A 23,200-nucleotide genomic window follows, 5' to 3' on the forward strand; every position below is an offset into this window, starting at 1 on the left:
CGGGGCCACCCGGCTCGCTAACGCTCCTCGCGGCTCAACCAGCAGATGGAGTGCCCGAACCGGTGAAACCAGGCTCAACCAGCAGATGCAGTGCCCGGATCGGTGAAACCAGGCTGAACCAGCAGATGCAGTGCCCGGATCGGTGAAACCAGGCTCAACCAGCGGAAGAGGCCTGCCGTCGGCGAATCCAGGCTCAACCAGCAGAGGGGCGCTTCGGGACGACCGCAGTGTCGACTCACCTACCGCAGCGCGAACGACGCCACGCACTCGCCGGCGTCCACAATCCGGAATCGACAAACCGCACGACCCCGACGATGTTCGATCGCATCGACCCGTCACCTCAGCCACCGAAGTCACACCGGTAACGACGATCCGTCTGCGTGACGACCACTTCGCTGACACCAACGGACTCGCCAGGTCAACCGAGCTAGCCGTCGCCCTCCGCCTGCTCGGACACTTCCAACAGACGCAGGGCGAGGTCGGCACGCATCCGATCGGAATGCTGCGAAAGGTCCAAGCCCGTGAGCTTGCGGATGCGGTCGAGTCGGTACGCCAGAGTCTTGTGGTGGATATACAGCAGTTGCGCTGCGTCCTTCTGCGAACAATTCGAGTCGAAGTAGGCCCGGAGGGTCTTCATCAGAGCACCGTCGTTGGCGTCGTCGTAGTCCTGAAGCGGTCCGGTGATCTCGCGGACGAATGATTGGAAGTCGGCGTCCTCGTTGCCGAGCAGCAGCCGGACGATTCCGAGATCGTCGTACAGCGACACCGATCCGAGGCGGCGTGCGGCGGCGAGAGCGGTGCGCGCCTCGGCGAATGCCTCGGGGTACTGGCTGGGTTGTTCACGCGCCGTGCTCAGGCCCCACGAGATGGCGATCGGGGCGTGCTCGGCACTCAACGCTGCCTTGAGTGAGCGCAGGTACTCGCGAGCACGATCGCGGTCATGTATCGGTACGAGCGCGACAATCCAGTTCCCGCGCACACTCGCGAGGGTCGGCTGGACCGGCGTCGACGTGTTGCGCACTGAATCGAGGATGGCGCGCCGGGTGCGGTCGGCCGCCGACAGACTCCATTCTTCTTGTTGCACAAAGGAATCCAGATTGTCGATCGATCCGTACAACACCCGATGCCAGCCGCGCAGCCACACCCCCATCTGCTGGGCCCGACCGCCCGCCGCGGATCGTTGTTCGGCCGAGCCGTCCATGAGATCCCACAGAACCTGGTCGAGGGCTTCGGACCGAGCAACACTGGCCGCCCGCTGCTGCAGAAGGAACAGCGAACACGCGAGCGCGGCATGTGCGCAGGCCACCTGGGACAGATCGCCACCGAGATCGAGTCCCTGTGCGCATACCGCACCGAATTGGTCGGCACCCAGTTTGATCGGGTGAACCCAGACGGGAGCGCCACCCGCGGTGGTCAGTGTCGCCGAACGATTGAGGGAATCGCGCTGCGCCAGAAACGCCGACACTATCGCCGACGAGTCGCAGTCGCGGGGATGGATCGCGTCGATCTCGCCGTCGGCGGTGACTACGGCGACCGTGCAGCCGAGCTGTTCGGCAAGGGTTCGCGCGACGCGATTGAAGACCGGGCCGTTCTCTAAGACGATGTCGATGAGCGACTTCTGCAGTTGCGCGGTCTCGTCGAGTAACCGGACCTGAGCTTCCAGTCGCGCGTGCGTGACCTCCAGGTCGGCGAGAGCGGACCGCTGGGAGTCGTAGAGCCGAGCGTTGTCGATTGCGATGGTGGCGAGGTCGGCCAGAGCCTCGAGTCGCCGCACGTCGCGCTGTGTGAAACTCGAGTACCGACGCCGCCAGACCTCCAGTACGCCGACGAGGTCGTCGCCCAGAATGAGGGGAACGGCCAACGCCGAGCGGGTCTCTTCCTGTTCGGCCAGCGACATGAAGTCGTTGCTGATGCGATGGTCTTGCAGGTAACTGTCGACTTTGGCGGGTTGAAGCGTCTCGAAGACCATTCCGGCGACGCCCTGCCCACGTCGCATCCGGAGCCGGGCGGTGTCGACCACCCGGTGGCCGGTGCACGACTTCATCCGTAGCTCGTCGCCCTCGCGGAGAAACACGCCGCAGATGTCCGATTCACTCATCCGCAGGGTTTCTGCGGTGATCGTCAGCAGCACCTGGTCGAGATCGCTCACGCTCAACACGTGTTTCGCCAGCCCGCCGACGACGACCGTCTCGTAGTGGTAGTCGCTGACTTCGGTGCGGGCGGCGGCCAGCGAGCGGATGAACGTCAGCCACACACATACCCGGCTGAAGAGTTCGACGTCGGCGCCGGTGTCCGAGTCCGGCAGGATGATCGCGTAGTCGCCGGCGAACGCGGCGTGCGAAACCAGTGCGCCGCCGCCGCATTCGAGTGCGGCCAGGGACGCTTGGTCGAGTTCGGGCTCGGCGGCTGCGTCGGTGCCGATCCAGGTCAGATCCTCGCGGCGGAGAAGACCGACGTCGCCGACATCGTCGAGTGCTTGTCGCACGGCTGCCTCCGCCTCGGCGGGATCGTCGACGATCGTCGCGAGGAGACGTTCCAGTTCTGCGGTGACCTCGGTTCTCCTCATGCTCTCTCCAATGGCGAAATGACTTAGCGAGGTGCGGAGCGGGCGATCCCCAACGGGGTGATCAGGTTAGCGAACGGATAGGTCAGCACCGGGCGCTTCAGATAGCGTTCGATCGCGCTGTCCGCGCCGGGGAACATCAGTGCGCCGCCGGCGAGATGGATCGCGAGATCTTCGGCTCCGACCGTCAATTCGGCGATGTTCTGCGCGACTCGCTCGAATCCCGGCCGCAGAATCGGCAGGAACGCCGCGTCGGTGGTCTCCCTTTTCCGCCGCTCTGCCTCGGCGATGTCGACCCCCAGCGCCCCGGACAGAATCAAGTCGAGATGATGTCCGCCGCCCGGCCGGTCGTCGAGGAAGACCAGTTCACCATCACGAAAGACGCCGACGCCGGTCGACCCGCCGCCGACGTCCACCACCACTCCGTCGCGGACGCGCAGGGCGTTGTTCGCCGCGCTCACCTCGTCGATCAAGACGACTTCGTCGAAGCCGGCGGATTCCAGGACGAATCGACACGCCCGACTTTCCGCCTCTCCGACGCACGGCGGGAATGCGGTGGCGGCGTCGATCAGTTCGATTTCCAGTTCAGCCTCGGCGCGGTGCTTGAGTTCCCGGGTGGCCTTCGCCGCCGCCGCGAAGTCGACGACGACGCCGTCCCGGATAGCCGCGGTCCGAGTGAAGTCGACCCAGACGGGGTTGTCGGCGTCGTCGACGACGGTGATCACGCAGGTCGCGGTACCCAGGTCGATCCCGGTCCGCACCGGTGCGGGTGACGGATCCGATACGCGTTCCCCGATCAATCGTCCCGCAGCTTCGAGAGTGTCGGAGATCGTCTTCTGCGAAGTGAGCATGGTCTCTCATTCATCAGGAGTGCGAGTGATACATCCTGACCGTACGGGATAGTCGGATGGGGGAACTTATCTTCTGGAGATAGGTCGACGGCAGCGACTTTATCCCGCGGGGAGACCGATGAGCTGCGTGTCCAGCGCCGGGGAACTACTCGGCGTACACATCCCCGTGCTGGGCCCGCATCACCTTCTTGTCAAGCTTCCCGACGCTGGTGCGCGGCAATGCGTCGAGGTAGAGGATCGTGTCGGGCAGTTGCCATTTCGCGAATTTGCCGTCGAGCAACTCGTGAATTTCGGCCAGCGGGATCTCGGCCCCGTCCTTGGTCACGACGAGCGCTACCGGCCGTTCCTGCCACTTCGGGTGCGGCACTCCGATTACGGCTGCTTCCAACACATTCGGATGTCCGACGATCGCGTTCTCCATGTCGATGGAGCTGATCCATTCGCCGCCGCTCTTGATGACGTCCTTGATGCGATCGGTGAGCTTCAGGTAGCCGTACTCGTCGATGCTCCCGACATCGCCGCTGCGCCAATATCCTTCGAAGAATCGGTCGGCGTTGTCGTCGAGGTGATAGTAACTCTCGATGATCCACGGCCCGCGCAGTAACACCTCGCCCGCGGCGACGCCGTCGTGTGGCAGGTCGACGCCGGTCGGGTCGACGATGCGGATGTCGACGCCCGACGCCGGAAGTCCTTGGTAGCGTTTGTGATTCCACTGTCTGTCGTTCGGCCATGCCCGCAGCGCGGCTTTGATGCCGCGGTTGGAGGTCACCACCGGCGTCGTCTCCGTCGCGCCGTACCCGTGCACGACGTCGGCGCCGGTCAAGTCGAACAGCCCATTCATCATCGACAACGGCGGCTCCGACGCCCCGCACAGCAACTTCAGTCTGCTGAAGTCCGGTCTGTCGGAAAGGGTTTCGAGGTAGCGGAGCATCGGCTCGAAGATCGCCGGTGCGCCGTTGGCGACGGTGACGCCCTCGGCGATCATCTCTTCGACCAGAACCGAGGTGTCCTCGGCCGCGTACCGTCCGGGCAGGATGAACCGCGCAGCGGCAAACGCCCCGGATTGCGGTAGGCCCCAACAGTTTCCATGGAACATGGGAGTGATCAGCATGATGGTGTCGTCGGCGGTCAGGCTCAGCCCCTGGGCCTGCGCCATCGCGTGCAGGTAGATGCCACGGTGCGAGTAGTAGATGCCTTTGGGTTGTCCGGTGGTGCCGGTGGTGTAACAGGCGCTGTACGCCGACGTTTCGTCGATCATCGGAAAGTCGATCTCGTCCGACGCCGCGTCGAGGAGATCCTCGAAGGACAGCGCGTTCGGAAGGGCGGTCGAGACCTCCGACATCGGTCGGTCGGTCATCACCACCCAGTTCTGCACACCTACTCCTTGTGCGACAAGGGCTTCCGCGACCGGTAGTAGCGTCTCGTCGACGAAGACGCACTTCGCGTCACTGTGATTCGCGACGAATGCCAGATCCTCACCCGCCAGCCGCAGGTTCATCTGCAGCAGCACCGACCCGAGTGCGGGTATCGCCCAGTACAACTCGAAGTGACGTTTGCTGTTCCAGTCGATCACTCCGACGACGTCGGCGGGTCCGATTCCCAAGCCGCGCAACACGTTCGCGATGGCGCGTACCCGCCGATAACAGTCGGCGTAGGTGTAGCGGTCCCAGCCGCCGTCGGCGGTGCGGTACACGATCTCCTGCTCGGGATAGGTCCGCGCGGCATGCCTGATCAGGGTCGTCGTATTCAACTGGTAGTGGTCGCCGTGCGTCGACGGCAGCCCCTTGACGATGTCGTACATGATCGACCCTTCAGTCGCGATGGTGGTTGAGTTCAGTCAACCCCGTCGAGCCGCGACCGTGGGCGGGAATTGCGGGGGAAGCCGGAGCATTCGGCCCCGCGGGCCGCGGCCGGCCGCGACAATGGGATGCCCGGAGGTGCACAATGTCCGACGACAACGACATCCGCGCATTAGCGTCGGATCTGGCAGGCGGCGAGTTGGTCGCCGTGCGATACAGCCTGCTCGCCGACGACGATTGGGACCACGGGGCGATTCACACGGCGCCGATGGGGGTCGAACTCGTCACGAGAGACGGTGCCTACCAGGTGAGTTGGCAACAGTACGAGTGGGACTTCGGAATTACTCTGCGACGGGATGAGCCGACCGTCCTCGGCGTACGACCGCTCGCCGACGTCAGCTCGCACCCGTGGTGGCGGCAACGCCTCGGGCGACCGCTCGGCGTCGACCTCCATTGGTACGGTGGCGATTCCACGCCGCGCCCCGACGCGTTGATACTGAAGGTCGCCGGACTCGACGACCTGTGGTTGGCCGCCGCCGACCGCAGCGACGACGGCCATTCGTCGGGGGAGGCGATCATGGGCCTCGACGGCGTCGTTGCCACGACCGAACCGCTAGTGGTGCTGCACGGGCTGGAACTGTAGGCGGCGCCGAAATCGCGGCAGGGAACCCGGCTCGACGCAGCCGACCACCCGCTCCCCGAGCGCCGAACCAACATCCCCCAACTTTCACTCAGTGAAAACCAACCCTTCCGCCTGTGACCCATACCTCGTAGATTCATCGGCACAGTCACACCTCACATGAACGGCGGAACACCCATGACAGCATTGGCGAGCACGACGGCCACGCAAGTGGTGATCGTCGGCGGCGGGCCGGCGGGGTTGATGCTCTCGCATCTGCTGCACAACGCGGGCATCGACTCGGTGGTCATCGACAACCGGACCGTCGAACAGATCGAAACTACCCACCGCGCAGGCATTCTCGAACGCGACAGCGTCCGACTCCTCGTCGATTCCGGGGTCAGCGACCGGGTGCTCACCGACGGTCACGAACACGCGGGTATCGCGCTGCGGTTCGGCGGCCTCAGTCACCGCATCGACTTCCAGAAACTCGTCGGGGCGTCGTGCTGGCTCTACCCGCAGACCGCGGTCTTCGTCGATCTGCACGCGGCCCGCGTACGCGACGGCGGCGACCTCCGCTACGGCATCACCGATACCGAAGTCGCCGACGTCGTCGACGCACCGACCGTCGACTACACCGATGCCGATGGTTCGCGCCACCGCATCACCGCACGCATCGTCGTCGGGGCCGACGGCTCGCGCAGCGTCTGTCGCCCGCTGATCGACCAAGCGACGCAATACTTTCGGGAATATCCGTTCGCCTGGTTCGGTGTGATGGTGCAGGCCCCGCCGAGCGCCCCGGAGTTGATCTACGCACGCGCACCCGAGGGTTTCGCGCTGATCAGTCAGCGCACCGACACCGTGCAGCGGATGTACTTCCAATGCGATCCGCGCGAGGACCCGAGCACCTGGTCCGACGACCGCATCTGGGCGCAACTGCACGGCCGACTCGCCGGCCACGACGGCTTCGAACTCAAGGAGGGGCCGGTCCTCGAACGGACCGTGCTGCCGTTCCGCAGCTTCGTCCAGTCACCGATGCGGCACGGCAATCTGCTGCTCGCCGGCGACGCCGCGCACACCGTACCGCCAACGGGCGCAAAGGGACTCAATCTCGCGCTGGCTGACGTCCGGGTTCTCGCCGAGGTACTCGACCGGACGATCAACAAGTCCGACGACGCCGCCCTCGACACCTACACCGAGCGCGCGCTGTCGAGGGTGTGGAAGGCCCAGCACTTCTCGTACTGGATGACCACCATGCTCCATCATGTTGACGGCACAACGGATTTCGACGATCTGCGCCAACTCGGCGAACTCAATGCCTTGGTCTCCTCGGAGGCCGGTTCCACCTATCTCGCAGAAGGGTACACAGGATGGCCACAACACTGACGTCGGACGGCGCACAGGGGACGCAGGCTCAGATCAGCGAGGAGATCGCTGCGATCAGCGCCGACTACGCGGCCTCGCTGGCGGCCGGACGGCCCGCCGAGACGCGCACCCGCGTCGACTTCGCGCCCTACCGCTCCAGCCTGCTCCGCCACCCCACGAAAGATCTGCAACACGCGGATCCCGAAGGTGTGGAACTCTTTTCGCCGGCCTTCGGCCACCGCGACGTCGACCCGCTGGAAGCCGACCTCACCATCGCGCACGGCGGAGAACCGATCGGAGAGCGACTGGTGGTCAGCGGCCGAGTGCTCGACGGCGAAGGCCGCCCGGTCCGCGGGCAACTCGTCGAAGTGTGGCAGGCCAATGCCGCGGGGCGCTACATCCACAAACGTGACCAGCACCCGGCCCCCATCGATCCCAATTTCACCGGCGTCGGACGGTGCCTCACCGACGATGACGGCTGGTACAAGTTCACGACGATCAAGCCGGGCCCGTACCCGTGGAAGAACCACCACAACGCTTGGCGCCCAGCGCATATCCACTTCTCCGTCTTCGGTACCGCGTTCACTCAGCGGCTCGTGACCCAGATGTACTTCCCCGGCGACCCGCTGTTCGCGCTCGACCCGATCTATCAGGCGATCGTCGACCAGGACGCTCGCGACCGACTCGTCGCCACCTACGACCACGACCTCACCGCGCACGAGTGGTCCACCGGTTACCGTTGGGACATCGTCCTCACCGGCAGCCGCCAGACCCCGATGGAAGGCGAGTAATGACACTGCCACCCACCCCTGGCCAGACAGTCGGGCCGTTCTTTCACTACGCGCTGCCCTACGACGGCGACTCCGATCTGGTTCCATCGGGACATTCTGGGCGAATCCGGTTGCACGGCACCGTTTTCGACGGCGAAGGCACCCCCGTCCCGGACGCCCTGATCGAGATCTGGCAGGCCGACGAACAGGGCAACCGCATCGCCGAGACCGGCTCGTTGCACCGCGACGGATTCACCTTCACCGGCTTCGGTCGCGCACAGACCGACCGCACCGGGCGCTACACGTTCTCGACGCTGACCCCCGGAGCCGTCGACGACGCCCGACCGTTCTTCGCTGTCTGCGTGTTCGCCCGCGGCTTGCTCGATCGACTCCTCACACGTGCGTATCTGCCCGGCGACTTCGCCGACGACGCGCTGCTGACATCGGTCGATGCCGAACGTCGTTCGTCGTTGATCGCAGTGGCCGACGACGCCGGATTCCGCTTCGACATTCGGCTACAGGGTGAGAACGAGACGGTCTTCCTCGACCACGGCCCGGCATGACCGACTTCCTCTGGCCGGGCGCGGACGCCGCCGCGGAAGCGTTCTCCGACAACGCCTTTCTTGCCGCGATGATCGCGGTGGAGGCGGCGTGGTCGGCGGGGCTCGCGACGGCGGGGATCATCCCGGCCGACGCGGTACTCGACGTCGACGAACTGCGTGCGCTGCTCGATGATGCCGATCGCGACCACATCGCCGGGCAGGCGGCCGTCGGAGGAAACCCCGTGATTCCGCTGGTCACACTGCTCCGATCCCGACTGGCCGGCAACGCCGCCACTTGGTTGCACCGCGGGCTCACCAGCCAAGACGTCGTAGACACAGCCGTAATGCTCTGTGCGGCACAGTGTCTCGCCGGGATTCGACGCCGGCTCGCCGCGCAGAGCGATACTCTCGCCGACCTCAGCGACCGATACCGGCATGCGCCGATGGCGGCCCGCACCATCACCCAGTTCGCGGTACCGATGACATTCGGTCTGAAGGCCGCCAACTGGCTCAGTGGGGTGGTGGATGCCGCGGAACAAGTTGGGGCGCTGCACTTTCCGGCACAGTTCGGCGGAGCGGGCGGAACGATGGCTGCGGCGGTCGAACTGGCGTCCGGCGTCGAGCATCCCATCGATGCCGCGGTACAGGCGATTTCGCAGGCGGCTGCAGCCCTGAACCTCGATGACGTGCCACCGTGGCACTCTCGGCGCACACCCGTCACACGCATCGCCGATGCCGCGGTCACCTGCACCGACGCCTGGGGGCACATCGCCAACGATGTGCTGACCTTGTCGCGACCCGAGATCGCGGAGCTGTCGGAGGGACAGGGAGGTGGATCTTCGACGATGCCGCACAAGGCCAATCCCATTGGCTCCGTGCAGATTCGACGTGCCGCACTGACCGCACCGAACCTGGCGGCCAGCCTGCATCTGGCGGCGGCCGACGCCGCGGAGGAACGATCGTCGGGGGCATGGCACACCGAGTGGGATACGCTGCGAATCCTGTTGCAGCGCACCGCTGTCGCCGCGGCGCAGACCGACGCATTGCTCAGTGGGCTGCGAGTGCACACCGATCAGATGCGCGCGAACGTCGACAGTGCGGCACAAGCCCTGGCGTCCGAGCAGAATTCGATGGCGGCGCTCGCCGGGCGAGCCCCGGCGTCGAACTACCTCGGACTGACCGAGAAATTCATTCGAACGCAGATCGATCGCAGCAGAGGAGAACGCCGATGACCCGATACGACGACGGGATGAAGGTACGGCGGGAGGTGCTCGGCGACACCCACGTCGACGCCGCGACCGCCGCCATCACCGACCTCACCGAGGACTTCCAGCAGCTCATCACCGAATATGCGTGGGGGAGCATCTGGACTCGGCCGGGACTCGACCGCAAGAGCCGCTCCATGATCACGTTGACCGCGCTGATCGCACGGGGACATCACGAGGAACTCGCGATGCACCTTCGCGCGGCGCTGCGCAACGGGCTGACCACCGATGAGATCAAAGAGGTCATTCTGCAGTCGGCGATCTACTGCGGCGTACCAGACGCGAACACGGCGTTCCGGATCGCACGCGGAGTGTTCGCGGAGTAGACAATGAGTGGCCGAGTGTCATGACCGCGCCGGCGACGTACGAGACCCCACTGACGAGAGGCTGAAACACGTTGGCGGGCAACACGAATTCTCCGCGCCAGTCGGTTGCGGCGCGCACCCTCGCCGTGATCGGAGCGTTCGACGACACTCATCGGTTCCTCACGCTCACCGAGATCGCCGAGCGTGCCGGACTGCCGGTTCCCACTGCTCATCGCCTCGTCCGAGAGATAGTGGCCTGGCACGGCCTGGTGCGCAGGCCCGACGGCGCGTATGTGATCGGGCGTCGACTCTGGGACGTGGGGTTACTCGCCCCGATCCAAACGGGTCTGCGCGAAGCGGCGTCGCCGTTCATGCAAGATCTCTACGCGGCAACGCTCGCCACGGTGCACATCGCGGTGCGCGAAGATACCCAGGTGCTGTACCTGGAACGGATGTCGGGGCGGGCGTCGGTGCCGGTCGTCAGTCGCGTCGGCAGCCGACTTCCGTTGTACTGCACGGGAGTTGGCAAGGTACTCCTGGCCCACGCACCCGACGACGTCGTACGCCGGGTGCTCACCGATCTGCGGCCGCAGACTCCGCACACCATCGTCGCGCCGGGCACCCTGACTCGGCAGCTCAGTCAGATCCGCCAGCACGGCTATGCGACTACCACCGAAGAGATGACCCTCGGCGCGTGCTCGATCGCGGTGCCCGTCCGGGTCGGCGACGACGTCGTCGCGGCACTGGGCATCGTCGTGCCGACCTTGGGTCGTAACCGTGCGACGCTGGTGGCTGCGGCCCAGGTCGCTGCCGCCGGCGTCGGCCGGACGCTGAGCCAGGGACGGGTCGGGTAGGGCGTGTTGCGCAGGTCACGCTCGAAAGTGGTTCTATGTGAATAGATCAGTGTCCGCGAATATGAGGAGAACCGACATGGCCAAGACGCGACTCACCTGCCCCTGCGGCGAACAACTCCGCGGGGAAACCGAAGACGAGCTGGTGGAGAACGTGAACAAGCACCTCAAAGAGAACCACCCCGGGCACGACTACTCCCGCGACGAGATCTTGTTCATGGCCTACTGAGTCGAACGACCGCCGGTCCGGCGCCTGCCGCCGAGCCTTCGCTCGGGTGTTGCGGTGCGTGACCAGCCTCCCCGCTCGGGTGTTGCGGTGCGTGACCAGCCTTCCCCCTCGCTCGTCGAGTGCTGCGGTGCCCGCTCAGCCTCCCCGTTCGGGCGTTGCGGTGCGTGACCAGAGTCCCCGCTCGGTCGAGTGCTGTGGTGCGTGACCAGAGTCCCCGCTCGGTCGAGTGCTGTGGTGCGTGACCAGCCTTCCCCCTCGCTCGTCGAGTGCCGAAGCGAGGGACGAGCTTCGGTGTATCGAGACGTCTGCCGGCCGAAGTCGTCGACGTGAGCACGGCACGCCAAAGCCCGAAGAGGACACAGATTCAACTGGATTGGATTGAGTTGGGTTCTTCGTCTCGCTAGCCCCTCGATACACCGAAGCTCGCGAGCTCGCTTCGGCACTCGGGGAGCGGGGTTGGGGGTTGGCGCTCCGGGCAGCGGGGTTGGCGCGCCGGGGACCGCGATCGGCATTCGCGGAGCAGCATCGGCGCTCGGGGACCGCGATCGGTATTCGCGGAGCAGCATCGTCGCTCCGGGAGCCGAACGGCGTTGCGGGTAATAGGCCGCCCGCACCGACCCCGACTCAGTGTGCGGTCGAGAATCCCGAGCGCCGCTGGTAGGTCTCGAGAGCCAGGGCAACCAACTGGTCGATGAGGTCCGGGTAGCTCAGGCCCGACGCCCCCCACATCTTCGGGTACATCGACGCCGGGGTGAACCCTGGGATCGTGTTGATCTCGTTGAGGAGCCAGCCGCGGGCGGGCTCGCCGTCGAGGCGGGACTCCTCGAAGAAGAAGTCGACGCGGGCCAGGCCGCTGCAGCGCATCGCGGTGTAGGCGCGGACGGCCAACTCGCGGACGGCGTCGGTGTCGGCGGCCGACAAGTCCGCGGGAATGACCAATTGCGCTGCGCCGGTGACGTATTTGTCCTCGTAGTCGTAGAACTCGCTACCGGGGCGGATCTCACCGGGCAACGACACCTCGGGCAATGCGTTGCCGAGCACCGCGACCTCGATCTCGCGGGCCGTGACCGACTCCTCGATGACGAGCACATCGTCGTAGCGCAGCGCCAGATTGATCGCGTCGTCGAGCTCTTTTATGTTGTGCGCCTTGGTGATTCCGACCGACGATCCCATGTTCGCCGGCTTCACGAAGACGGGCAGACCCAGCTGTGCCTCGACCTTGCCGACGATCTCGCGCGAATCGTCGACGCCGTCGCGGAACTCGATCCAGCGGCACTGCGGAATGCCGCGGTACGCGGCGACATCCTTGGCCATCGCCTTGTCCATGCATACCGCCGAACCGAGCACACCGGACCCGACGTAGGGGAGCTTGAGCAGTTCGAGCATGCCCTGGACGGTGCCGTCCTCGCCGTGCGGTCCGTGCAGCAGCGGCAGCACGACGGTCTGCTTCGACGAATCGCCGCGCAGAATCACGATCGGATCCACCTCGGTGCCCTCGGGAAGCAGCGCATTGGGCAGCTCGACGTCGTCGGCGAGTGCCGCGATCGCCTTGTCCTGCCGGAACCACCCGCCGTCACGGGTGATGCCGACCGGCACGATGTCGTATTTGGAGCGATCGGCGGCGGCGACAACATGGGCGGCGGTCACGCACGACACGTCATGTTCAGCAGAGACACCACCGAAGAGGACGACCAGGCGCAGGAGAGGACCGGCGCCGGGAGCGGAGCGGGCGGGCCGCGTGTCATCGGTCATGGATGTCTACGATACGGCGTCGGGGCAACGGCGACACGGCGCGGGTTCGTCGTCGCGTAGCGTTGAACCGTGCATTTCACGGCGAGCGACATTGCAGCGGCAACCGGCGGCGAACTCATCGGACCGAATACCACGGTCACCTCGGCGGCTATCGACTCCCGGGTACTGACGCCCGGACAACTGTTCGTGCCGATCGTCGCCGAGCGCGACGGCCACGACTTCATCGCCACCGCCGTCGCCGCGGGTGCAACCGCCTATCTGACCAGCAACGACGCCGAGCCGACACCGGGTGTCGCAGCGATCAGGGTGGCCGATACCGCCGTCGCATTGGCTGATCTGGGGCGCGCGGCCCGGCGTCGAATCCCGGGCCGGGTCGTCGGAGTCACCGGATCCGTCGGCAAGACGTCGACCAAAGACCTGCTTGCGGGAGTGCTGGCGTCGACCTTCCACACCGCGGCCAGTGAGAAGTCGTTCAACAACGAGCTGGGTTTGCCGATGACGTTGTTCGGCGCGCCCGATGACACCGAAGCGGTCGTCCTCGAAATGGGCGCCCGCGGCATCGGACACATCGCGACGCTGTGCGGCATCGCCTCGCCGACCGTCGGCGTGCTGACTCGCGTCGAGGGGGTGCACCTCGAACTCTTCGGCAGTCTTGAGGCGGTCGCGCAGACGAAAGGCGAGCTCATCGAGTCGCTTCCCGACGACGGCGTCGCGGTACTCAACGCCGACGACCCGAGGGTTCTCGCGATGCGGGCCCGCACCTCGGCGCGCGTGCTCACGTACTCGGCGTCGACGTCGGAGGCCGACGTCTACGCCTCCGACGTCGTGCTCGACGACCAGCTGCGCGCATCGTTCACCCTGCACACGCCCTGGGGGTCGGCACCGGTCGCGTTGGGCGCACGCGGTGAACACCAGGTTCCCAATGCCCTCGCCGCGGCTGCCGCCGGTGGCGGGCTCGGCGTCTCCGTCGACGGGATCGTCGCCGGTCTCGCCGACGCGGCGCTGTCGGGATTGCGGATGGAATTGGTGACACTGGACTCCGGGCTCACCGTCATCAACGACGCCTACAACGCCAACCCGACGTCGATGGCCGCCGCACTGCGGTCGCTGGCGACGCTGGAGGCCGAACGTCGCGTCGCGGTACTGGGCACGATGGCCGAGCTCGGCCCCGACGCCCCCGCCGCACATCGCGAAATAGCTTCCCTGGCAACGGGATTGGGCATTACCGTGATCGCCGTCGCCGAGCCGGACTACGGCGACGGGGTGACCCACGTCCCCGACGTCGCTGCCGCGGCGAACGAACTGTCGGGGCTGGGGGCAGCAGATGCGGTGCTGGTCAAGGGATCTCGCGTGGCCGCGCTGGAGCGAGTGGTGGCGTTGGTGTCCGGGTGACCGTCGCCTCAGTCCCGCGTCAGTAGCGGCTCCAGCTTCTGCGTCTTCTCCACCGTCCATCCCGGCGGTTGCAGAATGCTCGCCCACGCGTACGGCACCGCGCTCAGGTAGTGGTGGCCGTGGCCGTCGGGCACATTGACCGACACCGCCATGTCCGCGGACAACTGCAGGAATGAGACGATCGGGATCCACGTCGTCGCGCCGAGGACGTCGGAGCCGCGGGGTTCGGTGAGCCAGTCGGGTTCGCTGAAGGCGAGGTCGGGGTTCCACCAGGTGATCGGATCGGAGGCGTGCTGCAGGTAGACGATCCGATTGCCGGGCCAGTCGGGCGTCGGGCGAGTCAGGTCGTTCTGGTCGGCGATGAAGCGAACTTGTTTGCCATTGTGGAAGATCGGCTTCACCTCGGGGCTGCCGGCGTCGCGGTTGTCGGTGGTGTCGAGCCACAGTTGATTGTTGAACGTCGGGCCGCTGAACAGTGCGCCGTCGGTGCGGGCGGCGATCGTCGGAATGGAGCCGAACGACGCCTCGCCGGAGAACGAGCCCAGACTCTCGCCGAAGACGACGAGCTTGGGCCGCTGCGCCTCCGGGATGGCGCGGACCTTCTCGCTGACCGCCTCGAAGATCGCGATGCCCGCCTGCCGCGCGCGCTCCTTGTCGACGATGAAGGACAGCCAACTCGGCAGATACGAGTACTGGATGGACACGGTCGCGACGTTGCCGTTGTACATGTACTCCAGCGAGTCGACCATCGATTTGTTGATCCACCCGCTGCCGGTGGTGCCGCCGACGGCGATCACCTTGCGGCTGAACGCATTTGTCCGCTCGAGCTCCTTGACGGCGAGGTCGGCCGCGGCGTTGACGTTCGGCGCGGAGTCCAGACCGGCGTAGGCGCGGATCGGCTCCACGGCGGGAGTGCCGTTGAACGCCGAGAGTTGTTGAACCGTTGGGCCTCTGGAGACGAAGACGCGGCCTTCCCGACCGAGGGAGTTCCAGGTGACCAGCGAGCCCGGGCCGCCCGACCGCAACGTGGAGGTCGGCGGTGCACTGTCGGCTTTCGTCTCGTTGTTGGCGGCGGAGAAGGTCGAGTTGAGGGCCCGCATCGCGTAGTTGGCGAACACGCCGTTCACGATGAAGATGGTCAGTACGACGACGATCGCGGCGCCGACGACCGCCGAAACACGCGGGGGCGCAAAGGCGTTGAGCTTGCGGACCAGCCACTTGAGTCCAGCGCCCCAGGCCTGCCCGATGCTCATGAGGATGGCGAAGACGATCAGCGCGACGATGACGACGAGCGGGTAGGCCGTCCACGTCAGGTGCTCGACGCCCATCAGGTCGCGCAGCTCATCCTGCCAATGGGCGAACCAGTACATCATGAAAGCGGTGCCGGCCAGGCCGACGAACCCCAGCCCCGACCACCACTTCCATGTCGGCACCGGCCACCGTTCAGTGCGCGACACCATGAAACGCGCGAGCCACGTCAGGAATGTGCCGACGCCATAGCCGATGGCCGCTGAGCCGCCGCTGACCGCACCTTGGAAGAACCAACCACGCGGAAGCAGCGAGGGCGTCGCCGACGCCCACAGAAACAGCAGCGCGACGACGCATCCGCTGTACGAGTATTGGCGAATATGGTTGTACCACCATACTTTTAGTCGCGTGCCGCGTGAAGGACCGTCTTCCCGCTCGTCGACGACGGTGTCGGTGGATTCCTCGGAGGTCGACGACATCGGTGCACCCCTATCTCGCGGGGCGAACCAGTTACCCCGTCGCGCAACGGTATCAAGCCGCTCGACGTCGGGCGGGCGGCTGATTGCAATCGGCCCCCGTGGTCGACGCCGGGGGAACATGTCCCTCGCCGGCGGTGGCGTGGCCGAATGCAATCGGCCTGTCACTTCGACGACGGCCGGTTCAGAACTGCGATCGCTCCCAGCACGATGGCACTGCCCGCCAGCTGGGATGCGGTCGGTCGTTCGCCGAGCAGGACAGCGGAGAACGCGAGAGCGAAGATCGGCAGGGTCAGCAACAGGGTGCTGCCGGTACTCGCGGACAGCCGCGGCAGCGCCGACCCGACGAGGAGCCAGGCGATGACATGGCCCGTGACGGCCGCGACGAATAGCCAGGCGACCGGCGCCCAACCGGGCCACAGCGTCAGATGTCCCGTTGCGGCACAACCGATCAGCGCGACGAGGGCCGCCGCGATCATGTTGTCGGTGAGGTTTGCGAGGCGGTGCGCGGGTTCGTGGCTCGTACGGCGCAGCAGCAGAAGGTAGCCCGCATAGGCGATGCCGGCAGCGGCGCCGGTGATGGTTCCGAAGACGGCCGACGAACTCGGCTGCTGCCCGACGATCCCGCCGGCCAGCGCGACGCCACCGAGCAATACCGGTGCCACGAACCAGAAGGAACGTCGGATCCGCTCGCCCAACAGGACCGCGCTCAACAGGGGAACGACGATCACCTGCACATTCACGACGACCGTCGCGATTCCAGCACCGACCGCGAGGATCGACTGGCTCCACAGGACCATGTCGAGGCCGAGGAAGACGCCCGCGGCGAGCGAGGTGATTCGCATCGACATGCCGCGCTTCGGCGCGGGGTGGCCGGCCGCGACGGCTCGGCGTCGGGCAACGAAGCGGATGGCGACGAGCAGAAGCACCGCCAGACTGGCGCGCCACAGCGACGACGTCCCCGCGTCGAGACCGGACAGCGCGATCAGCGGGCCGGTCAATCCGAGCGCGGCGGCGCCGAGAACTGCGGCGAGTCGGGCGTCGAGCTGGTCGAACGACCACCGCGAACGCGTGGACGCGGCGTCGGAGCTGGTGTCGGTTGCAACTGCGGTCATGTGTATCAGGATGCGGACCCAACTCTGTCTAGACAATCGATATATTCTGCACCTGAACAGGTAGAATTCTTAAACGATTGAGAGTCGGATGGACTGGACGAGCGTTCAACTGCGCGCCCTCGTCGCGGTACAGCAAACCGGATCCGTTCGCGCCGCCGCCGACGAACTCGGTTACACCCCCGGCGCGGTGTCGCAGCAGATCTCCGCACTCGAGCGAGAGGCTGGGACAGCCCTGACCGAACGCATCGGCCGAGGGCTGCGACTCACTCCGATCGGCGTCGAACTCGCCGCACACGCGCGTCGCATCCTCGACGTCGATGCGCAGATCGTCGCGGCATTGGAGGCCTCGGCCGACGCCGTGCAGGGCGAGTTGTATGTCGGGGCCTTCGCGTCGGCCGCCGTCGACATGTGGCCGGCGCTGCTGCGAACTCTACGGTCGACATATCCCGAACTGAGCGTGGTCACGCGCGAACTCGACGTCGACGACCTGCACGCCAGCGTGGCGTCGGGAGCGATCGACGTCGCCGTCGGCCTCGACTACCCTGACAATCCGATCCCCCGCGACCCGCACCTGAGATCGCTGACCCTGCGCCGCGAACGCTTTGAAATCGCTGCCCCCGCAACGACATTCAACCAGTCGACGATCCGGCTCGCGGATCTCGCCGACCGTGACTGGATCCTCGCGCCGGAGGCGAGTCAGTACGGCCGTGCGGTGCGTGCTGTGTGCAGGCGGTACGGCGTCGAGCCGCGGGTGCGCCACGAGGTCACCGACACCGCGGTCTCGATGGCGATGGTCGAGGCTGGGCTGGGCATCGCACCGGCGACCGAGTCGATGCTGCGCCTTCGGCCCGCGCGGGTGGATCGGCTCACGCTCGCTGAAGAGTTCGTCCGCGACATCGTCGCGGTAGTCCGGACCGTGGCCGCTGACCGACCGGCGATCAAGGCATTCCTCGACGCGCTCACGGCGTCGATCGATGACCGCCCGATCGACGACCGCCCGCCTGCCGAAAGCCCACTCGCCGACAACTCGATCGGTTGAGTCGACGTTTCACGGCGCTGACTGTGCCCAGATCGCCCGCGACCTCGCCAGCGGATCGGATGCCATATCAGTCGAATCCGCTCACACGCGAACGGCTTCACTTCCGCCGACGACACTCAATCAACTCAGCTCCAATTCGGTTCGGTGACTCCGTGTGCTCGTGCGTCGGCTGCGACGACGTCGAGCAGCCACTGTGCGAGGCCGGGAGCCCGATCGTCGTAATAGCGGGTGAAGCGCTCGTCCGAGACGTACATCTGAGCAAGACACCACTGCATCGCGTGCGAGCAGTCGTAGTGCTCGTTGATGCTCTGCCGATGAGCTTCGGCGATCTCGCCCGCCTCTGGCGAGCCCGGCCGCACACCGGACCGAAAGGCGTCGGCCATTCGCGTCAGCAGTGCATCGCCGTCGTTCTTGATCCGCTGCCAGTCGGCCTTGGTTCGGGTGGAACTACGTTCCCGACTCTGCTTCCACGCGTCGGTCTGGCCCCAGCGCTCGTGCGCTTCGGCCGCATACTCCTCACCGGGCCAGTCGGTGCCGAAGATCTCGGCCTGCTCGTCGCTGGTCAGGTTGATACCTGATTTCTTGCTGTTCATCATCTTCTCCACTGCAACGACCATGTGTTGCAAGTGACCGATCCTCTGCCGCAGCAGATCGTGCTGTTGTTGCAGATGAGTCAGCGCATCGGCCGACGGATCGTCGAGCAGGGTCGAGATCTGCTCGAGCGGAAAACCGAGTTCGCGGTAGGTCAGCGCCTGCAGGAGGCGTTCGACGTCGTCGTCGGCGTAGAGCCGGTAGCCCACCGAAGTGCGTCGTGACGGCACCACCAAACCGATCTCGTCATAGTGGTGCAGTGTGCGAACGCTGACTCCGGTCAGCTTGGCGACGTCGCCCACTGTTCGGGCGGAATCGGTCTTCGTCTCACTCACAGCAACCACCTTCGAGCCTCACGTCGCGTGAGGGTCAAGCGCTATTTGGCCACCAGCCCGAATGCGTCGTCGCCCTTGACGCATTTCGCCAGGACACCAGCGGTCTGGGTGGGGCCACACGTCCAGCCGGAGATCTGCTGTTCACTGCCGGACGCGATCTTCGGTCCGTACACGGTGGCGACGGTCTTGGCGACATCGCAGGTGACGCCGCCCTCGAGGATGACGATCGTCAGCGCGCCGTCGGGGCCCTTGGTGAGTCCGCACTGTTTTCCGGCGACCACCGACGTCTGCTTGCCGGCCGGGATCGACGACGGCGGCGCGGCCGGCTTGGGGCCGGCGACGGTGCTGGCGTCGGGATTCGTCGTCTCCGCGCTCGACGCTGCCGCCGCCGTCGAGCTGCTGGTCGCCTGTTCCTCACTGCCGCAGGCGGCGAAGGTCAGACAGACGGCACCGGCGACGACAGCCGAGGACAGATATTTCGCGATGCGTGACATGCGGTCAAGGATAACGAAACGTCGTGCGCGGTTTGGGAGTCGGACGATTCACCTGGGAAGATGCAGCGCGTGACATTCACCTACGGAACATCGCTGCCCGGCACACTGGGCCGTACCGGCGTCATCTCGACACCGCACGGCGACGTCGCCACCCCGGCCTTCGTTCCGGTGGGCACCAAAGCCACCGTGAAGACCGTGCTCCCCGAGGCGGTCGCCGGGTTGGGCGCGCAAGCCGTGCTGGCCAACGCCTACCACCTGTATCTGCAGCCCGGCCACGACATCGTCGACCAGGCGGGCGGGCTGGGCGCATTCATGAACTGGTCCGGGCCCACCTACACCGACAGCGGCGGTTTCCAGGTGATGTCCCTCGGAGCGGGGTTCAAGAAAGTCATCTCGATGGACGTGTCGGGGCACCAGGATGACGCCAAGATCGCCGAGGGGCGTGAGCGCCTGGCTCGCGTAGACGACGACGGGGTCACCTTCAAGTCCCACCTCGACGGGTCGCGGCACCGCTTCACCCCGGAACTGTCGATGCAGATTCAGCACGGTCTCGGCGCCGACATCATCTTCGGCTTCGACGAGCTGACCACGCTGATGAATACCCGCGCCTACCAAGAGAATTCGCTGGAGCGCACGCGACTGTGGGCGATTCGCTGTCTGGCCGAACACAATCGGCTCTCGGCGCAGCGCACTCACCGGCCTGCGCAGTCCCTGTGGGCGGTCATTCAGGGCGCGCAGTACGAGGATCTGCGCCGCAAGGCAGCGCGCGATCTGACTGAGATATCCGAGCGGGATCAGGCCGACGGCGGAAAGGGCTTCGGCGGCTTCGGAATTGGCGGCGCGCTGGAGAAACAGAACCTGGGGACCATCGTCGGATGGGTGAATTCCGAACTGCCGCAAGACAAACCGAAGCATCTGCTCGGCATCAGCGAGCCCGACGACATCTTCACCGCGATCGAGAACGGTGCCGACACCTTCGACTGTGTCTCACCGACGCGGGTCGCCCGCAACGGCGCGATCTATTCGCTCGACGGCCGCTACAACGTCACCAACGCACGGTTCCGCGATGACTTCGGATCCCTCGACCCGGAGATCGAGAACTACACCTCGCAGTACTCGCGAGCCTACCTTCATCACCTGTTCAAGGCGAAGGAGGGCCTCGCGGCGACACTGGCCACCCTGCACAACCTCGCGTTCGTCATCGACATGGTCGACGGTGCGCGTCGGGCCATCGAAAACGGCGACTACTTCGAGTACCGCGACCAATTCCTGGGGCGGTACTACCGGGGGAAGACGCCGTAATTCGGTACGTCAAAATGTGAGTTGACCAATCGTCCAAGCGCACGACGATTGAGTGATTTAATCCAACGATGTGTGCGGTCTACTGAGAGCTGGGATGCTGCTGATGACGAACCCGTACGACCCGCGCACGTGGTTGGGCTCTGCCGTCGACGTGACGCGCACCGTCCTTCGCGTGGCGCAGTGGGCGGAGGAACAGATCTTCGACCTCGCTCGCACCGGACTCGACGCCATCTCCCCCGTCGACGACGTCGACGACAGCCAGACCCTCGCACTGCCCGCGGCGTCGAACCGCTCGGACTCCGATCATCACCACGTGGCGAAGCCGGGCGAACGCCTCAACCAGAAGATGACCGTTCTGCTCGACCAAGCCCTCAACCAGGGCACCCAGGACAGCAAGCTCGCATTGTTCGATCGCCTCCTCGACCAACTCGTGGCCGACGAAGCGCGGATTCTCGGTGCACTGTCCGACGGCACGACGTCGCCGTTGATCAACGTCATCGGCCGCAACCCGTCACGGACACCGGTGCTGGAGAACGCCGCACTGATCGGTCGGACCGCCAATCTGGCGCTGCCGAACATGGTGCCGGCGTACGTGTCGCATCTGCTGGCGCTGGGGCTCGTCGAGGTGGGGCCGGAAGACTCCGACCTCAAGACCGAGTACGAGGTGCTCGCCGCCGAGACGATGGTGCTCAAAGCGATCAAGGATTCGTCGGTGGGACCGGTCGGCCCACGCGTGGATCGTCGGACGCTGCGATTGTCGCCGCTGGGAATGGAATTGTGGGAGACGGCGATGCAAGGTGAGGCCAGATGACGGTTTCGACGGTGGCTCTGCAGAGTTGGGGCGAGATCACCACCGACTTCGCCGACAACTGGTACATCTACCTGTCGATGCCGCTCATCGCGGCGTTCGTCGGTTGGAGCACCAAACTCGTCGCATTGGAGATGGTGTTCCGGCCACTGGAGTTCGTCGGCGTCGGGCCGATCGGATGGCAGGGTATCGTCCCCCGCCGCGCGGGCAAGGTCGGCTCGACGACCATCCAGCTGCTCACCTCCAATCTGCTGCGACCCGAGGAACTGTTGGAGAAGTTCGACGCCAAGGAGGCTGTCGACGAGCTGCGCGGTCCACTCACCACCGCCATCGACGACATCGCTCGAGACCTGGCCGAACAGATCCGCCCCGGCCTGTGGGACTCGTTGCCGTCGGCCGCGCGCAAGGCTATTCATGCCCGGATCCAGCAACAGGCGCCGGCCGTCGTCGACAATCTCCTGCAGGAGATGAAATCCGACATCGGGCGCTACATCGACCTGCAGTACTTGGCGGTCACCACGCTGGTCCGCAACAAAGAGAAGCTCAACAAGCTGATGCGCACCGTCGCGAGCGACGCGATGACGTTCATGCGTCGCAGCGGCATCTACTTCGGTTTCGGTATCGGCCTGGTCCAGATGGTCGCCTGGGGTCTGTTCAAGAACCCGTGGATCATGCCGATCTTCGGCTTCAGCGTCGGCTTCATCAGCGACTACATCGCGCTGAATATGCTGTTCCGCCCGGTCCATCCGACCAAATACCTGGGACTGATCACCTTCCAGGGACTCCTGCACGCGCAGCGCGAGAAGATCACCCGCGACTACGCCAAGATCCTCGCCGAAGATCTGTTTTCCCCGGAGAACCTCGTCGAGGCCATCCTCGAAGGTCCCGGCTCGGACAAACTGTTCGCCCTCATCAGCAAGGAGATGACGGCTGCCATCGATTCGCAGACCGCGTTGGCCACTCCGCTCGCCACGCTGACGGTCGGCACGAAACGCTACCGCGAACTCAAAGAGCATGTCGTCGCGATGGTTCTCGAACGAATTCCGCAGACCATGGCCGAGGTCAACGACTATGCGTTCAACGTGATCAACCTCGAAGACACCATCGTCGAGAAGATGGGGATGTTGACCAACGAGGAGTACGAATCGATCCTGCGTCCGGTGTTCAAGGACGACGAGCCGCTGCTCATCGCGATCGGCGCGATCCTCGGTGGTTTGGTCGGCGAACTGCAGGTACAGATAATCGAGGCATTCTCGCACCACACCTGAGGCGGCGTGCACGTTACCGCCGCTCCGCGAGTGCCGCCACCACCGCTCCCCGAGTGCCGAAGCGAGGAACGAGCTTCGGTGTAACGAGGGGTCTGGTGAGTCGAAGAACCCAACCGAACCCAATCCAAACGAGCGTTGCCGCCGCTCCCCGAGTGCGAGGTGCGAACGCCACCGCCGCTGCCCGAGTGCCACCGCCGCTCCCCGCGTGCCGAAGCGAGGAA

At 65.6% G+C, this 23,200-nt stretch carries 21 protein-coding genes; 13 read left to right on the forward strand and 8 right to left on the reverse strand.

The annotated features are described in order from the left end of the window. Positions 1-427: 427 nt before the first annotated feature. From HH308_RS28540 to HH308_RS28550, 3 genes are all read right to left on the reverse strand, one after another. Positions 428-2,566, reverse strand: coding sequence for a helix-turn-helix domain-containing protein (locus HH308_RS28540; RefSeq protein WP_170197677.1), 2,139 nt, complete (start codon positions 2,564-2,566; stop codon positions 428-430). A gap of 23 nt (positions 2,567-2,589) precedes the next feature. Further along, on the reverse strand, positions 2,590-3,414 hold the full coding sequence (gene eutJ / locus HH308_RS28545) for an ethanolamine utilization protein EutJ (RefSeq protein ID WP_170197678.1): 825 nt from the start codon (positions 3,412-3,414) through the stop codon (positions 2,590-2,592). Between the two features lie 145 nt (positions 3,415-3,559). Beyond that, a complete protein-coding gene (locus HH308_RS28550) occupies positions 3,560-5,215 on the reverse strand; it encodes a long-chain-fatty-acid--CoA ligase (RefSeq protein ID WP_170197679.1) in 1,656 nt (551 codons plus the stop codon). A 143-nt stretch (positions 5,216-5,358) separates the two neighbouring features. Between HH308_RS28550 and HH308_RS28555 the strand changes: the two genes are divergently transcribed. The 8 genes from HH308_RS28555 (at position 5,359) to HH308_RS28590 (ending at position 11,159) form a co-directional block, all read left to right on the forward strand. After that, positions 5,359-5,856 (forward strand): hypothetical protein, encoded by a 498-nt coding sequence (locus HH308_RS28555; RefSeq protein ID WP_170197680.1) that lies wholly within the window; start codon positions 5,359-5,361, stop codon positions 5,854-5,856. 174 nt (positions 5,857-6,030) lie between these two features. Continuing rightward, positions 6,031-7,218, forward strand: coding sequence for a 4-hydroxybenzoate 3-monooxygenase (locus HH308_RS28560; protein WP_170197681.1), 1,188 nt, complete (start codon positions 6,031-6,033; stop codon positions 7,216-7,218). Continuing rightward, positions 7,203-7,988 (forward strand): protocatechuate 3,4-dioxygenase subunit beta, encoded by a 786-nt coding sequence (gene pcaH, locus HH308_RS28565; RefSeq protein ID WP_170197682.1) that lies wholly within the window; start codon positions 7,203-7,205, stop codon positions 7,986-7,988. Before HH308_RS28560 ends, pcaH begins: the two co-directional genes overlap by 16 nt. Further along, on the forward strand, positions 7,988-8,530 hold the full coding sequence (pcaG, locus tag HH308_RS28570) for a protocatechuate 3,4-dioxygenase subunit alpha (protein WP_170197683.1): 543 nt from the start codon (positions 7,988-7,990) through the stop codon (positions 8,528-8,530). The genes pcaH and pcaG overlap by 1 nt, the downstream gene beginning before the upstream one ends. Then, positions 8,527-9,741 carry a lyase family protein gene (locus tag HH308_RS28575; protein WP_170197684.1) on the forward strand — a complete coding sequence of 405 codons (1,215 nt, stop codon included), beginning with the start codon at positions 8,527-8,529 and terminating at the stop codon, positions 9,739-9,741. Before pcaG ends, HH308_RS28575 begins: the two co-directional genes overlap by 4 nt. Continuing rightward, complete coding sequence (gene pcaC, locus HH308_RS28580; protein WP_170197685.1) at positions 9,738-10,100, forward strand: 4-carboxymuconolactone decarboxylase; 363 nt, start codon at positions 9,738-9,740, stop codon at positions 10,098-10,100. The genes HH308_RS28575 and pcaC overlap by 4 nt, the downstream gene beginning before the upstream one ends. 71 nt (positions 10,101-10,171) lie before the next feature. Beyond that, positions 10,172-10,933 (forward strand): IclR family transcriptional regulator, encoded by a 762-nt coding sequence (locus HH308_RS28585; protein WP_170197686.1) that lies wholly within the window; start codon positions 10,172-10,174, stop codon positions 10,931-10,933. A gap of 76 nt (positions 10,934-11,009) precedes the next feature. Beyond that, positions 11,010-11,159: a DUF1059 domain-containing protein gene (locus HH308_RS28590; RefSeq protein ID WP_170197687.1), complete on the forward strand. Its 150-nt coding sequence runs from the start codon at positions 11,010-11,012 to the stop codon at positions 11,157-11,159. A 624-nt stretch (positions 11,160-11,783) separates the two neighbouring features. On the opposite strand, the gene HH308_RS28595 is transcribed toward HH308_RS28590, so the two are convergent. Next, positions 11,784-12,911: a D-alanine--D-alanine ligase family protein gene (locus tag HH308_RS28595; protein ID WP_170197688.1), complete on the reverse strand. Its 1,128-nt coding sequence runs from the start codon at positions 12,909-12,911 to the stop codon at positions 11,784-11,786. A gap of 69 nt (positions 12,912-12,980) precedes the next feature. On the opposite strand from HH308_RS28595, the gene HH308_RS28600 reads away from it, so the two are divergent. After that, positions 12,981-14,303 carry a UDP-N-acetylmuramoyl-tripeptide--D-alanyl-D-alanine ligase gene (locus tag HH308_RS28600; protein WP_170197689.1) on the forward strand — a complete coding sequence of 441 codons (1,323 nt, stop codon included), beginning with the start codon at positions 12,981-12,983 and terminating at the stop codon, positions 14,301-14,303. Between the two features lie 8 nt (positions 14,304-14,311). Here the strand turns inward: HH308_RS28600 and HH308_RS28605 are convergent, their stop codons facing one another. Both HH308_RS28605 and HH308_RS28610 read right to left on the reverse strand, forming a co-directional pair. Continuing rightward, complete coding sequence (locus HH308_RS28605) at positions 14,312-16,030, reverse strand: alpha/beta hydrolase (protein WP_170197690.1); 1,719 nt, start codon at positions 16,028-16,030, stop codon at positions 14,312-14,314. A gap of 161 nt (positions 16,031-16,191) precedes the next feature. Then, positions 16,192-17,142 (reverse strand): DMT family transporter, encoded by a 951-nt coding sequence (locus HH308_RS28610; protein ID WP_170197691.1) that lies wholly within the window; start codon positions 17,140-17,142, stop codon positions 16,192-16,194. Positions 17,143-17,230: 88 nt separating this feature from the next. Between HH308_RS28610 and HH308_RS28615 the strand changes: the two genes are divergently transcribed. Further along, positions 17,231-18,181, forward strand: coding sequence for a LysR family transcriptional regulator (locus HH308_RS28615; protein WP_170197692.1), 951 nt, complete (start codon positions 17,231-17,233; stop codon positions 18,179-18,181). Between the two features lie 125 nt (positions 18,182-18,306). Here the strand turns inward: HH308_RS28615 and HH308_RS28620 are convergent, their stop codons facing one another. Both HH308_RS28620 and HH308_RS28625 read right to left on the reverse strand, forming a co-directional pair. Beyond that, on the reverse strand, positions 18,307-19,116 hold the full coding sequence (locus tag HH308_RS28620) for a MerR family transcriptional regulator (protein WP_170197693.1): 810 nt from the start codon (positions 19,114-19,116) through the stop codon (positions 18,307-18,309). A 32-nt stretch (positions 19,117-19,148) separates the two neighbouring features. Further along, on the reverse strand, positions 19,149-19,601 hold the full coding sequence (locus HH308_RS28625; RefSeq protein ID WP_170197694.1) for a hypothetical protein: 453 nt from the start codon (positions 19,599-19,601) through the stop codon (positions 19,149-19,151). Between the two features lie 60 nt (positions 19,602-19,661). On the opposite strand from HH308_RS28625, the gene tgt reads away from it, so the two are divergent. From tgt to HH308_RS28640, 3 genes are all read left to right on the forward strand, one after another. Next, a complete protein-coding gene (tgt, locus tag HH308_RS28630; protein WP_170197695.1) occupies positions 19,662-20,903 on the forward strand; it encodes a tRNA guanosine(34) transglycosylase Tgt in 1,242 nt (413 codons plus the stop codon). 103 nt (positions 20,904-21,006) lie between these two features. After that, the gene (locus HH308_RS28635) at positions 21,007-21,714 is read left to right on the forward strand and encodes an Abi-alpha family protein (protein WP_170197696.1); all 708 of its coding nucleotides are present in this window, start codon (positions 21,007-21,009) and stop codon (positions 21,712-21,714) included. Continuing rightward, the gene (locus tag HH308_RS28640) at positions 21,711-22,979 is read left to right on the forward strand and encodes a DUF445 domain-containing protein (RefSeq protein WP_170197697.1); all 1,269 of its coding nucleotides are present in this window, start codon (positions 21,711-21,713) and stop codon (positions 22,977-22,979) included. Before HH308_RS28635 ends, HH308_RS28640 begins: the two co-directional genes overlap by 4 nt. The last annotated feature ends 221 nt before the right edge of the window (positions 22,980-23,200 follow it).

This window comes from Gordonia asplenii, assembly GCF_012933505.1.
Taxonomy (GTDB): domain Bacteria; phylum Actinomycetota; class Actinomycetes; order Mycobacteriales; family Mycobacteriaceae; genus Gordonia; species Gordonia asplenii.